General features: G+C 68.6%; 15 protein-coding genes and 1 tRNA gene. 6 read left to right on the plus strand and 10 right to left on the minus strand.

The features are described 5' to 3' along the window. Positions 1–23: 23 nt before the first annotated feature. Positions 24–2087, minus strand: a complete 2064-nt coding sequence (locus VZQ01_RS33755) for a M36 family metallopeptidase (protein ID WP_223784076.1) — start codon at positions 2085–2087, stop codon at positions 24–26. A 341-nt stretch (positions 2088–2428) separates the two neighbouring features. Here VZQ01_RS33755 and VZQ01_RS33760 point away from each other — a divergent pair. Then, a tRNA-Gly gene (locus VZQ01_RS33760) sits at positions 2429–2501 on the plus strand. A 59-nt stretch (positions 2502–2560) separates the two neighbouring features. Here VZQ01_RS33760 and VZQ01_RS33765 read toward each other — a convergent pair. From VZQ01_RS33765 to VZQ01_RS33780, 4 genes are all read right to left on the minus strand, one after another. Further along, on the minus strand, positions 2561–2836 hold the full coding sequence (locus VZQ01_RS33765; protein ID WP_267700237.1) for a hypothetical protein: 276 nt from the start codon (positions 2834–2836) through the stop codon (positions 2561–2563). Positions 2837–2865: 29 nt separating this feature from the next. Next, complete coding sequence (locus tag VZQ01_RS33770) at positions 2866–3105, minus strand: hypothetical protein (RefSeq protein ID WP_052771173.1); 240 nt, start codon at positions 3103–3105, stop codon at positions 2866–2868. A 276-nt stretch (positions 3106–3381) separates the two neighbouring features. Then, on the minus strand, positions 3382–4134 hold the full coding sequence (locus VZQ01_RS33775) for a tetratricopeptide repeat protein (protein WP_426745688.1): 753 nt from the start codon (positions 4132–4134) through the stop codon (positions 3382–3384). Positions 4135–4244: 110 nt separating this feature from the next. Then, entirely contained in the window at positions 4245–5156 is a 912-nt protein-coding gene (locus tag VZQ01_RS33780) for a LysR substrate-binding domain-containing protein (RefSeq protein WP_267700238.1), read from the minus strand. Positions 5157–5268: 112 nt separating this feature from the next. Here VZQ01_RS33780 and VZQ01_RS33785 point away from each other — a divergent pair, with 112 nt between their 5' ends. Together VZQ01_RS33785 and VZQ01_RS33790 are read left to right on the plus strand one after the other, a co-directional pair. Further along, a complete protein-coding gene (locus tag VZQ01_RS33785) occupies positions 5269–5622 on the plus strand; it encodes a cupin domain-containing protein (protein ID WP_223745672.1) in 354 nt (117 codons plus the stop codon). Then, on the plus strand, positions 5619–6467 hold the full coding sequence (locus VZQ01_RS33790; RefSeq protein WP_223745673.1) for an MBL fold metallo-hydrolase: 849 nt from the start codon (positions 5619–5621) through the stop codon (positions 6465–6467). The genes VZQ01_RS33785 and VZQ01_RS33790 overlap by 4 nt, the downstream gene beginning before the upstream one ends. A 26-nt stretch (positions 6468–6493) precedes the next feature. Here VZQ01_RS33790 and VZQ01_RS33795 read toward each other — a convergent pair whose 3' ends face one another. Then, on the minus strand, positions 6494–6928 hold the full coding sequence (locus tag VZQ01_RS33795) for a hypothetical protein (protein ID WP_426745689.1): 435 nt from the start codon (positions 6926–6928) through the stop codon (positions 6494–6496). A gap of 8 nt (positions 6929–6936) precedes the next feature. Continuing rightward, positions 6937–7386 (minus strand): hypothetical protein, encoded by a 450-nt coding sequence (locus VZQ01_RS33800; RefSeq protein WP_408889798.1) that lies wholly within the window; start codon positions 7384–7386, stop codon positions 6937–6939. Between the two features lie 171 nt (positions 7387–7557). Between VZQ01_RS33800 and VZQ01_RS33805 the strand changes: the two genes are divergently transcribed. Next, the gene (locus VZQ01_RS33805) at positions 7558–8433 is read left to right on the plus strand and encodes a hypothetical protein (RefSeq protein WP_426745690.1); all 876 of its coding nucleotides are present in this window, start codon (positions 7558–7560) and stop codon (positions 8431–8433) included. A gap of 9 nt (positions 8434–8442) precedes the next feature. On the opposite strand, the gene VZQ01_RS33810 is transcribed toward VZQ01_RS33805, so the two are convergent. Together VZQ01_RS33810 and VZQ01_RS33815 are read right to left on the minus strand one after the other, a co-directional pair. Next, positions 8443–9111 (minus strand): Vgb family protein, encoded by a 669-nt coding sequence (locus tag VZQ01_RS33810; protein ID WP_426745691.1) that lies wholly within the window; start codon positions 9109–9111, stop codon positions 8443–8445. Positions 9112–9138: 27 nt separating this feature from the next. Continuing rightward, on the minus strand, positions 9139–10473 hold the full coding sequence (locus VZQ01_RS33815; RefSeq protein WP_426745692.1) for a helix-turn-helix domain-containing protein: 1335 nt from the start codon (positions 10471–10473) through the stop codon (positions 9139–9141). Between the two features lie 113 nt (positions 10474–10586). Between VZQ01_RS33815 and VZQ01_RS33820 the strand changes: the two genes are divergently transcribed. Continuing rightward, the gene (locus tag VZQ01_RS33820) at positions 10587–11294 is read left to right on the plus strand and encodes a DUF899 domain-containing protein (RefSeq protein ID WP_223784084.1); all 708 of its coding nucleotides are present in this window, start codon (positions 10587–10589) and stop codon (positions 11292–11294) included. 299 nt (positions 11295–11593) lie between these two features. Here the strand turns inward: VZQ01_RS33820 and VZQ01_RS33825 are convergent, their stop codons facing one another. After that, complete coding sequence (locus VZQ01_RS33825; protein ID WP_223745680.1) at positions 11594–11839, minus strand: hypothetical protein; 246 nt, start codon at positions 11837–11839, stop codon at positions 11594–11596. 407 nt (positions 11840–12246) lie between these two features. Here VZQ01_RS33825 and VZQ01_RS33830 point away from each other — a divergent pair, with 407 nt between their 5' ends. Beyond that, the gene (locus tag VZQ01_RS33830; protein ID WP_223784085.1) at positions 12247–12597 is read left to right on the plus strand and encodes a hypothetical protein; all 351 of its coding nucleotides are present in this window, start codon (positions 12247–12249) and stop codon (positions 12595–12597) included. The last annotated feature ends 189 nt before the right edge of the window (positions 12598–12786 follow it).

Genomic DNA, 12786 nt, shown 5'->3' on the forward strand with positions numbered 1-12786 from the left:
GCCCCGCTACCCGGCATGTCGACTCAGAGCGCCGCGCAGGTGGACGGCACCTGGAAGCCGTTGGTCGGCGTGGTGCTGGCCGAGCCACCGGAGACGGCGTTGCTGCCCAGGCCGAAGGCGGCGAAGGCCGTCCACAGGCGGCACACGTCCTCGCCGTTGTGCAGGGTGGTGGCGGCGCTGATGATGCCGTCGCGCACCTGGGTGAACGTCGGGCTGCAGGGCGTGCGCTTCAGGCCCTCGGTGAAGTACAGCATCATGCGCTGGTTACCCGCGTTGCCCTGGGCGTTGTAGAGGTTCGCGTCGAAGCCCCAGTGGTTGACGAGCGCCCAGTAGGCCTCCCACATGCCCTGGGTGAACACGGAGCCCACGCCGTGCGGCACGGCCATGCCGTTGATGCTGGCGTACGTCCACGTGTTGCGCGTGGAGTCGAGCGTGTACGGCTGGGTGCGGATGCCGTTGCCCGTGGTCGCCTGGTTCAGCGCGTAGGTGCCCACGCCGCGAATCTTGTTCGCCGTGTCACCCGTGCGCGCCGTGTAGAACAGCGAGAGGAAGTCGCTGATGCCCTCGCCCGGCTGCTGACGGTTGGAGAGGCAGGACACGTTGCTCGGACCGCCGACCAGGCGGTTGGAGATGCCGTGGCCGTACTCGTGCACGATGATGCCGCTGTCGAGGTCGCCGTCCTTGTCCGGGGTGGGCGCCGTCCAGATGTACATCTGCATGCGCGGGGGCGAGCCGTCCGCGGGCGTGGAGAAGTTGGCGTTGTTGGTGCCGCTGCCGTCCTGCGCCTCGGCCCGGACGTAGTCGTTGCCCGCGCCGCCGCGGCCGTAGTTGTTCTGCTGGAAGTTGCCGGCCACTTCGTTGAAGCCGTACTGGTACTGCACGTCGTGGATGATGTTGTTCCAGTAGAACAGGTTGGTGACGGCCGCCGGGATGTACGTGGAGGGCGCGCCGGTCAGGTTGATGGTGAAGACGCAGTTGATGGCCGCGCCGCAGTCCGGCTGGGAGGCGGGCGCCGCGTTGTTGGCGTCGCGGTCCTCGTAGGCGTGGACGTTGTTGCCGCGCGGGATGGTGTACTCCGCGCCAGCGACGCCGTTGGTGTCATGCCAGCCGTAGGGCGAGGCGACGGCGTTGGCGGGGTTGGTCACCGTGACGCGGCCATCGGAGGGCGGCAGCGGCGAGGTGTGGTTGGGGCTCTCCACGGGCACGGGGTAGACCTTGTACGAATCCGCGGCCACCCAGTCGAAGCGCGTGAGCACCTCGCCCGTGTTGGCGTCCACCGTCACGTCGTAGTCGTGCTGCGAGTCCAGCGTGGACACCTGGAAGTGCCACACCAGGCGCGCCTCGCCGCGGCGCATGGGGAGGATGGCCAGCTGCGCGTTGATGGGCTCGCGCGACAGGCCGTCCACCTCGACGCCCGTGCGGCGCTGCACGCCCGCCTCGGCCTGCAGCGCGCGGGGCTGGGCCGCCAGCTCCACGCCCAGGTGCCGGGCGAGCCCCGCCACGGCCTGACCCGCGTTGATGCGCGGCTCGGTGCCCGCGAGCGCCTTCTCGATGGAGGGCAGGAAGTCGCTGTGCACGCCCAGCACGCTGCCGTCCTTGGCGACGTTGACCTGGAGCTGCGCGTTGTAGACGGGCAGGCCCTTGAAGGTCTGGCGCAGATACAGGTGCGTGGCCCCGCTGACCTCGGAATAGACGCGGTCCGTGACTTCGAACGTGGACACGTCGCTGAGGCTCAGCCCGAGCGCCTCGTGGTGCTTCTGGACGAAGTCCAACGCGATGGACATCGGGTCACCGCTGCTGGGGCCCGTCAGCGCGCCCACGGGGTTGACCAGCGAGCGCACCAGGCCCGTGGACTCGTCCGTCTCGACCATCAGGTCCGGGATGCTGCGGCGCAGGGACTCGACGTGCGCCTTCTGCGTCGTCGAGAAGCTGAAGCGCGCCTGCGCGTTGTAGCTGGTGCGCGCGTCGAAGTGACGCTCGCCACCATGTGCGTGCTCCGGCGCCACTGCGAACGCCGTGGACCCCGAGAGGGTCGCCGTGAAGACCACCGCCTGGAACAGCCGCCTTCGGTATGCACCTACGGACATGTCGTGCTCCTGCGCTGCGGGTGAAGTCGCCCCGTGCGGGGCGGGACTGGCAGTATGAGGAAACACGCATTTCTGGTTTAATGCAAATCAACGGAAATACGTGAAAAATACGCTTAAATTGTAGATGTGGTATTGGCGCCGCCGCGCGTCGGGTGACGGATGCGGCGCGGACGGGCGTGCGTCCGTGGGTGCGGGAGGACCTTGGGAGGTGTTGGTGGCGCGTGTCGGGGTGGCAACTTCCCCAGCAATTTGGCGCTGTTCAGGCGGCGCGGGAGGGAAGGGAGCAGTCGCCAACGTCCTTGACGCTCCCGGGGGGCTGCGGTACACCGGCCGGGTCGCTCGCGGTGGTAGCTCAGTTGGTAGAGCACGAGCTTCCCAAGCTCGGGGTCGAGGGTTCGAATCCCTTCCGCCGCTCTTGAAGGCCGGTAGTCCTCGAGGAGACTCGGGACTACCGGCCTTCTTGTTTCCAAGGGCTACATCGCGATGCAGCCGTAGACCTTCTCGTAGTGGACGGTCTGGGTGCCGGTCAGCACCCGCTCGGGCACGCTGCAGCCGCACTGGAGCTCGCCGACCTTGGTGAGCTTCGCGGCCTCCGCGTAGTACGTGATGACGTAGTCGCGTCCCGTGATGTCACGACACGGAATGGCCTGGGCCTCCGTCTCGGATTCGACGCTGACGTCGTCCTCGACTCCGCCGCAGCCCGTCATCAATCCCATCGCCAGCAGTCCCGCCATGATTCCAGCGCGCATGTGTCTCTCCGTTCGGGGTGTGGTGGGGGTTACATCGTGCAGGTGTACCGGACGAGGCAGCCGCCCGAGTACACCGGGGTGATCGTGCCGAACTCGCAGAAGCCGGGGCCCGGGTAGACGATCTGGGGACAGTTGGCCTTGGCGGCGCGGGGAACACACTCGAAGCCGATGAGGCACGTGCCCGAGTAGATGGGGTAGAGGTCGCCGTCCTCGCACAGCGGAGGCATCACCTCCGGGCAGATGGGAGGCGGCACGCGGCCACCCGCCATGCTGGTGACAGTCTCTTCCGAGGTCTCCGCAACGGGTGCTTCCGGACCGCAACCAACCAGCGCCAACAGGCCGCACATCGCGGCAAGACGTCCAAGGGTGTTCATCCAGGCTCTCCGTGTCAGACCCGCCAAAGCGGCGGGTGTACGGAGCCTCTACCAGCCGCGTCTGACGCCTTCAAACCCAGCACACGCCGAGTGCGGATGTCGCAAGGCTCACGCCGCCGAGAACAGCTTTGTCTCGTGCGACTGCAATGACACACCGTTGGACGGCGGACGTTACAGGCAGTCACCGCTCAAGGGGCCAAGGCTCAGCGGCCCCGTGCTCCAGCCATACTCCGCGGGCTGCGGCCCTTCACCCGGCACGAGCTGCACCTCGAAGAAGAAGCTCCTGCCCTGGTCGAACGGATACTTGCCGGCCTGCAGCTTCCAGGGGCGCGCGGGCTCCTTGCCGGCCGTGATCTCCACGCCACCGCTCAAGGGACGCCAACGGCCCGCGGGCTGCTCGGTCATGCCCTGGAGCGTCTCCACGACGCGCTGGTCCCCCGCGAGGGTGATGCTCTTCGGCAGCTGCCCCGGCCGGAGGAACCACCAGTCCGACGTGGCTCCCAGAAGCTTCTCCCGGATGCCCTTCTCCTCCACCAGCACCGAGATGGCCTGACGCCACTTCTTGTACTCGTCACGCGCCTTGAGGGCCTTGAGTCCCTGGGTGTCCTCTTCGATCTTCGGCAGGATGGCCTTGGCGTCCAGCTCCACGGCCTTCGACAGGTCGCCCAGCGCCAGGTAGATCCAATTGCGCTCGTAGGCGCAGGAGTCGAAGTCGTCGGCGTCCTCCTGGCCCTGGTTGAGCAGGGTGGTCGTCCTCGCCCGGTTGAGCCGCGCATAGGCGTTGGACGGGTCCTGCTTCAGCGCCTTCTCGAAGAGGGCGTGGGCTTTCTTGTAGTCGCCCTTGCCATACGCCGCGAAGCCCTGGGCATTGGCCTCCGGGGCCTTGGCGAGCACGGGCTGGCTGATGCCCAGACAGAGCATCATGAGCAGCGGACCTCGGGTGGGTTTGCACAGGGAGATGGGTATCACGCTCACGGCTTCTAGCACATTCCGTGTGGGCTGGGATTCGCCGGGGCGGGGCCTGTGGTCGGCGCTCAGCCCACGCGAGACGAAGCGCCCTTCCGTGCGCTTGTCCGGAATCGCTGACTCAGCAGCTCGATGAATCGCGCCAGTGGTGCGGAGCGCTGGCGTGAGGCGCGGGTGACGGCGCTCCAGCGGCGTCGGATTCCCCGAGGGGTGAGTCGGACGGTCCGCAATCCCTGACGTTGCGTCGGCAGCATCCACTCGGGTAGCGCCGTGACACCGATGCCGCCGCGCACCAGCTCGATCAGCGCCTCGGTGAGGGGCACGGGGGAGACACGTTGCGGCTCGAGCCCCGCGGGCCACAGCACCCGCGTGAAGACATCGAGCTGTTCCCGGGGCGCGGCGTAGGTGAGCAGGTGTTCGCGCACCAGGTCCTGCGCCGTGACATGTGCACGCTGCGCGAAGGCGTGCGCCTCGGGGACCACCAGCATGAGCTCGTCCTCGAAGAGGGGCGTTCGTGCGAGCCGTGCCTGCTTCGGGACGTCGGGAGTCAGGGCGAGGTCCAACTGCCCATCGAGCAGCGCTCCGAGCGGCTGACGCGTGGCCTCCAGGACGATCCTCAGCTCGACGCGAGGGTGCTCCGACTGCCACTGCCCGAGGATGGGCGGCAGCCAGCCATACACGGTGTAGCAGCCCGTGCTGAGCCTCAAGAGGTCATCCTGGGGATGCGCGCGGCACACCGCCTCCGCCTGGGCGACTTCACTCAGGACCCGCCGCGCGGAGAGGAGCAGCTTCTCGCCCGCGCCGGTCAGCAGCAGACGCCGCTGGCGACGCTGGAAGAGCTGCACGCCCAGGCGCTCCTCGGCATCGCGGAGCTGGTGGCTCAGGGCCGAGGACGTGAGATGGAGCTGCCGGCTCGCGGCGGCCAGACTTCCCGTGTCGGCGACCGCGGCAACCAACTTGAAGTGACGAAGCTCGAGCATGGCCGGGGCAGCTTCACATGAAAACGGTTCAGCATCTTGGAGAAATCGTTTCGCTGCGCTCAGCTCGTGGTGCTCCTTAACGTGGGTGCACCACAGCCAGAGGAGCGGATGGATGCCGCGAACAGACAGCTTCCCGAGAGTGCAGGGCCCCTTCGTCCCCGTGAGGCTCGACGACGTCGAGCCCGTCATCGTGGGGCCCGGCTGCCTGCGGAGGGACTTGCCGAGCACCCGTGACGTGAGGGTCTGGGTCGTGGACATGGCCCCGGGGAGTCAGTGGCCCTTCGTGGACGTCCATGACACGGGGGAGGAGGTCTTCGTGCTGAGCGGTGAGCTCATCGAGGGAGAGCAGCGCCTGGGCCCGGGCTCGTACCTGTTCTTCCCACCGGCGAGCCGTCATCAGCCGAGGACGGAGACGGGGGTGCGTCTCTTCGGCATCAACCCCGTGCGTGCTCCGGAGGCGCGATGAGCCGCCGAGGCTTCTTGCGCGCGGCGCTCTCGCTCTCGGCGGGAGCGGTCCTGTTTCCTCCTGGTCTGGGTCGGGCGGCGAAGCCCATGGAGACCGAGTCGCTTCGCGCCCAGCGCCTGGCCTGGGCCGGAGTGCGGTTGCAACTGGGGAAGGACACGCTCTTCCTGGACCCGTTGAGCGACCCCTCCGTGTGGGGCGCGGCGCTGAAGGACCCGCTGGTCCCGATGGAGGTGGGGGAGGGCAACCGCTACGTCCTGGTGACGCATCGTCACCCCGACCACTTCGACCGACAGGCGGTGCGACAGGCGTTGGGGGACACGGGGACGCTGGTGTGTGGGCCGGACATGGCGGCGACGGCCGCTGCGTCGGGCTTCCGGGTGCGGCCCGCGCCGCTCCACGAGCCCGTCCTGCTCAATGAGTTCACCGTGACGGCCGTTCCTGCGGTGGACGGCTACGGAGACCCGCAGGTGTCGTGGGTCGTCTCCGGGGGAGGGCGTCGCATCATCCACTGCGGAGACACGCTGTGGCATGGCTCCTGGTGGAGCATCGGCCGGCAGCTCGGGCCCTTCGATGCGGCCTTCCTGCCCATCAACGGCGCACGCTTCGGGTGGCGCAAGCCCGTCAGCGACGTGCACGGCGTCCTGACACCGGAGCAGGCGGTGGCCGCGGCGAAGGTGTTGGGCGCGAAGCTCCTCGTGCCCATCCACTACGGCGTCGCGCCCTCCGAGGACTATCGGGAGGTGCCCGATGCGGAAGCGCAGCTCCTCGCCGCCGCCCGTGCGCGGAAGGTGGACGTGGAGCTGGCGCGTCCTGGCGAGTGGCTGACCTGGCGACCCAGGACCTGAGACCGCCGGGCCTCGCGCCGCTCGCGCTACACCGGGCGGAGCGAGGCGCGGTCGATGTCGATGGAGTCCTCTTCATCCCCGAGGTCGACCTCGGTGCCCCGGAAGCGCTGGCCATCCGGCGTCACCAGGTACCAGGTGACGGCGATGGCGGGGTCGCCCGAGGGGGGAGACACGAGGACCTCCTCCCCGAGCAGCACGGCCACCCTCGCGGCCAGCTCCTGCGAGGTGAGCGCCTCTCCGCCGCGGACGCGAGACGCGTCGACGTACAGGCTCACGTCCGTGCGGAACCCCGCCGGCCGCGACGTGGTCGTCACGAGGACCATCTCATTCCCCGGCCGGTCGACGTCGAACAGCGACACCTCTCCGACCTGGATGCCGAGCGCCCGAGCGATGCCGTCGAAGAGCCGCTCGTCGCTCATCGCGGCGCGGACGAGGAACCCCAATGGAAGTCTGTCGGCCATGTTTCCTCCTACCCGGCCTTGAAGGCCTTGAGCGCGGCCTTCCTATCAGCTTCGGGGACCTTCATTTTGTCCAGGACCTCCTTGGCGCGGGGCGTGTCCTTCATCTCGTTGTAGATGCCCAGCGCCTTGAACGCCCCACGGTTCAGTTCGTGGATGCCATCGCCGCGCATGGGGTACAGGGTGCCATCGTGGCTGCCATAGGTCCGCCGGTTGATGGTCCATGTCTGGACCCCGGACTCGTTGCCCTTCTTGGCCTTGCCTTCGTTGATGTCCTGCACGTCCCGGTGGATGTTCACCCGGGACTCCACGACGCTGTTGTCTTCACGGACGTAGGACTTCTGGGTGACCTTGCGGATGGAGTGCCGATCGGCGGGCTTCTTCAGCGGCTTCGCCGGCATGTCACCCGCCCAGGCGGGCATCCCGCCCAGCAACACCCCGAGCACCAACAGCAGGGTCATCGGGAGCGGGACTCGCGAGGTCGTGGAGCGATGCATCGGGTTCCTCCTGCGCAGATGGACGAGCGTCGTTCTGGACCAGTCTGGCTCGACGCGCGAGATTCGAGGAGTGGGTATTCATGAGGCCAGGCGGGTGGAAAGCACCCTCCCGAGGACTCCAGGAAAGGTGCATCCGTGACCGCCGCTCCGACACTCCGTTTCGAACGCTATCGCGAGGTCCATCGCGGGGATGCCCGCCCCGTCATCGAGCGGTGCGAGCTGGTTGCGCCCCAGGGCGTCGACCCGCTGGCCTTGAAGCTCACCTTCCTCCCGTACTTCGGCGAGACGAAGCCCGACACCACGCTGGGCGCGTTCCTGGAGGAGCAGGAGGCCCACGCAGGGAGCGCTCAGCGAGCGCTGTTCCCGTCGAACCTGGAGGGTTGTCTGCGCCACCCGGCCGAGGAGCGCCGCCAGTTCCGCACGCTCGTCGAGCCCCAATCCCAGTACACCGACCTGCTCGTCGTGAGACGCGGCGATGCGCGGTGGTACGTCGACGAGGTCTTCTACCGCATCGAGTCGCTGTCGGGCTGGGCGCCAGGGGCGCGCACGGACGTCGTCGAAGGTCGGTTCGAGGACTTCCGCCGCTTCTCCCCGCTGGTCCAGTTGCGGCTGCACGAAGGGCTTCCGTGGCTCGCGCATCCGGAGGCCGCGCCCGCGCGCTCCGCGGAGGACCACGTCCTCGAGCTGTCGAAGTCGCCCGGCCTCCCCAACACGCGGAGCTTCTCGCTCACCGTCTTCCGGGACGGCCGCTTCCTGCGCCGCTCCACCCTCGAAGGTGAGCAGTCCGGTGCCGACGTCCATCGGCTCACGACCTTGCTCATCGCCGCGAGTCGGCTTGCGCCCATCCAGGCGTTTCCAATGCCGCCGGGCTTCGCCCACGATGCCCAGACGCTGTCGGTCTCCTTCCCCGTGGCGAGGGGGCTGGAGCGCGTCACGTTGGACGAGAACGCGCCGGCCGACGTCCTGGCCTTCGCACGGCAGGTGGCCGCGGCCTACGGCCTGGAGTCCTGAGCCGGCGGCTCAGCGGCGCGAGCGTCGGGGCCGCCGTACGGCGCGCACCTTGCCGCTCGTGCCGCCACCGGCGTAGAGCACGTCACCGCCGTCGGACTCCAGCCCGGTGACGCTCACGCCCTCGGGCAGCGTGAGCCTGACGAGCACGCGTCCATCCACGGGGTCGAGTCGCCGGAGGTCGCTCGCGCCATCCTCCAGCGTGCCGTGCCACAGCTCGTCCTGGGCCCAGGTGACGCCGGTGACGAAGCGGTTGGATTCGAGCGTGCGCAGGATGGCACCCGTCTCGGGGTCGATGCGATGGATTCTCCGGGCGTGGTACTCGCCCACCCAGAGCGAGCCCTCGGCCCAGGTGAGCCCCGAGTCATCGCCCTTGCCGGGCGCGGGAATCGTCTTCAGCACCTGTCCCGTCTCCGGGTCCACCTTCCGGATGACGCCACCGCCGAGCTGGTAGAGGTGTCGCCCATCGAAGGCGGTCCCCGCGTCACAGGCCACCGCGAGCGTGCGCACGGGCTCGCCGCTCGTGGGGTCGAAGGCCCGGAGCCCCTCGTCTCCCGCGAACCAGACCCGCGCGCCGTCATACGTGACGCCATGGATGCGCGGCGCGCCGTCGAAGGGGCCGTATTCGCGGAGGACCTCCGCCGGCTGCGTCTCCTCGACTTCGTCCCGATGTTTGTCCATGGCCCGCTCCATCCCCTTCGGTCCGCTCTAGCCCGGCAGGGACAGGGCGGGGAGTAACAATGTCGTCGTGAACCCGCTGAGCGGAGGTGCCACCCAGCGCCTCGCCCGGCCTCGTCCCAACACGCGGACCTGCCCGGCCGCTTCCAGGGTGGTGAGCACGCGCTGCACCGTGCGCTGGCTCGCGCCGAGCGCGAGTGCGAGCGCGGAGGTCGACCAGTGCTCCCCATCCGCGAGCAAAGCCAGGACGGCGCCGCCCGCGCCCTCGACGGGGGGCGCCAGGACACGGACCTCGACCGCGCCTCGAGGCTCCAGGACGAAGCCTCGGGGCGTGGCCTGGATTCCCGCCACCTCGCGCACCTGGGCGCGCAGCCTGCCCAGCTCGACGCGCAACCGCGCGCGATGCGAGGCGTTCATCCTCCGCGCTCCGAACACCTGTTGAACGAGCTCCTCGCGCGCAGCGTCTTGAGGCCAGGCCTCGGCCAGCACCCGCAGCAGCGAGAACAGGATGGGACGCGTGGACAAGGTCACGACCCGCGGGCCCGCGCGGAGCACCCGACGGCACGCGTCGATGACCAGGTGCTCCGATTCGAGGAGGGCTTCGACCTCGTCGAGCACGACGGGGCGGGCCTCGCCTCGCGAGACGACCCGCGCGGCGGGGAGGTCCAGGGCGCCTGCTGCTTGTTCCACCTCCGCGACGAGCGCGGGGATGTGGGCGCGCCGCGCGGCGATGCGGGCACGCTCCAGGGCGGCGCGCGCGGTGCGAGGCGTTCCCCTCCGCACGGCCACCTCGAAGGCCAGGAGCCACGCGAGCGTGGACGGCATCGCGGGCGTTCCCTCTGGTACGAGCGGGGCCTGTGTCACCTTGGCCGTAGCGGGCTTCGCGGGTGTTTCCTCCCGTGCGAGCGGGGCCTGTGCCACCTTGGCCGTAGAGGGCTTCGCGGGCGTTTCCTCCCGTGCGAGTGCGAACAGTGCTCCCTCCGCCTCCTCGATGCGTCCCAGCAAGAGGGCATGTCGCGCCCGCAGAAGCCGTGTGTAGCGCGCGTTCTCCACATCGCCGTGGCGTGTGAAGACGCGGACGGCTCCATCGAGCGCGAGGTCGATGCCATCGAGCTCCCGGGTCGCGAGCGCCACCTCCGCCCGCGCGACGTCGCAGCGCGCTCGGGCGAGCGTATCCCCGGAGCCATACGCACGCGCCGCCCGCTTCAGCAGCGCCGCCGCCTGGGCGAACTCACCCAACTGCGCCATCGCGATGCCCCTCAGGGCCAACGCCGGCGCGTCCTCGCGCAGCGCCACGCGCTGGAGAGCCCCCAGCGGATCTCCCTCGCGAAGGGCCCGGGCCGCCACGCTGACGAGCGCATCCATGCGGCGCATCCTCCGTCGCTCCCTCGTCGATGGGAAGCCCGTCGTCTTTGTTACTCCCGACCCACGGGCTCGGACCGTTACGTCTGGGTGCATCCAATCCCTGGAGGAAACCCATGTCCCAGAAACTGACGGAGTCGAGGAGTGAGTGGCTGTCCGCGCGCAAGGCGCTGCTGGCGAAGGAGAAGGCGCTGACCCGGATGCACGACGAGCTGAGCGCCGAGCGTCGCGCGCTGCCCTGGCTGCGCGTGACGGAGCCCTACACGTTCGACACCCCGGATGGGGCCAAGACGCTGTCGCAGCTCTTCGAGGGCCACAGCCAGCTCGTCGTCTATCACTTCATGTTCGCTCCGGAGTGGGAGGTCGGTTGCAAGAGCTGCTCCTTCTGGGCGGACTCCTTCAACGGCGCCGTCGAGCACCTGGCTCAACGCGATGTCCGCTTCACCGCGGTCTCCCGTGCGCCGCTGCCCAAGCTCCAGGCATTCCAGCGACGGATGGGGTGGACCTTCTCATGGGTGTCGTCCCAGGCAAGCCGCTTCAACTTCGACTTCAACGTGTCCTTCCGTCCGGAGACGCTGGCGAGCGGCGAGGCCGTCTACAATTACGGACCGCTGGGGGAGTCCAACACGGAGATGCCGGGGTTCAGCGTCTTCGCGAAGGATGCGCGTGGCGACGTGTTCCACACCTACGGCACGTATGGACGAGGCATCGAGGTCGCCAACGCCGCCTATCAGTTGCTCGACATCTCGCCGAAGGGGCGCGACGAGGATGGGCTGTCCTTCTCCATGAGCTGGGTCCGCTTGCGGGACCAGTATGGACGCTGAGCAAATGTCCCAGGGCCCGACAGCGCGGCGCGTGCCGGCCGTGTCCCTGGTCCTGGGCCTGCTGGCCGCGCTTCTCCCGAAGTGCCCTCTGTGCATTGCCACCTGGCTGTCATTGCTCGGTGTCACGGCGAGCGTCGCGGGCGGAATCGGGACCATGGTGCGCCCCGCGGGCATCTGCGTGGCGGCGGTCTCATTGGGATTGCTCATCGCGCGGCGTCTGCGGCGGCGCAGATAGACGGTCCAGGGCGGAGGTCTGCCGAGGACCGCAGTCGATTCCGCGGCGCGGGGCGGCCCGGGCGCTACTCAGCGCTCGTGGTGGATTCCGCGGGGGGCGCCTCGTCCCCCAGGGCCTGCGAGGTGCAGATCCAGTACTCGAGGTCGCAGTCGTTCTGCTTCGCGTCGCGAGCGCGTTCGTCCGACTCGAGTGAGGCCAGGTAATAGCAGTAGGCGTATTCCTCCTCGCAGGTGTTCGCCAGCGAGGGAGGCGCCCACAAGGTCGATGCGGCAATCGGCGCTACCAGGAATCGCATCCACTTGAATGACATGTACGGCTCCTTTCCGGAGGCGCTGACTCTGTCAGTTTCCAACAGATAGGACTAGCGCCTGGCGCAATCGCTCATGGGTGCGCACAAGGAGGGACTCCGCGCACACCTGCGACTCATCTGAACTCCGTCATCTTCCGCAGTCCGAGTCTCTTCATGGCGGCGATGCGTGTCTGGCCTCTCTGCTGGGGCACCGCCACCGCCGTGTACGATTGGTGCGATGCGCAGCCGTCGGGAGGGACCACGCCCCGCACCGCACCCCGCGGACACTCGTCCTCTCGGGCTCTCACAAATGCGCATCAATGACAAACACATCGGACATCGGGCGCGTTGACGGGTTGCGCGAGGATGTCTAGACAGCCCATCGCCTCCTGGAACCTTGTGCCCCAGGATGGCTTGAAGGAGCTGTCATGAAGCAACCTGTCGTTTGGCTGGCCATCCTCGCCGTGCTGGGTTCTGGTTTCGTGGGCTGCGGCCCCGGGACGGAGGCCCCCGAAGTCCCTGTGGATGAGACGTCGCAACCCCCACCCTCGGAGGAGGTCTCGTCCGAGGACAGGCCCGTCGAGGCGTTCGCGCGCAACTGCAAGACGACCTGCTCGGGCTTCACCGCGAGCGGCGGCACCTGCAACGTCGTCGGCTTCGGCGCCACCACGTTCCTTGGGGGCTGCAAGAAAGCGTGCCGGTTCGCGCGCCAGGACGCCGATGCGAAGGCGGCCAGCTACGGCTGTCAGCTCGCGCAGTGCAGCGATGCGTGTAACTGACGACTGAGTTCCACCCCCGGCCGGGGACCTCGGGTGTGCTGCCTTCCGTCTCCGGCCTTCTTCTTGGACACGGGCGTGCTGGGCCCTGCTCGCGTGGCACCGTACACTCCCGTGCGTGACGTTCGCTCCCGACGACCTGGCGGCCATCTCCCCTGAGACGGACACCCTTCGCCTTCGTCGCGTGGCTCC

It is taken from the genome of Myxococcus faecalis, from assembly GCF_050039385.1.
GTDB lineage: Bacteria > Myxococcota > Myxococcia > Myxococcales > Myxococcaceae > Myxococcus > Myxococcus fulvus.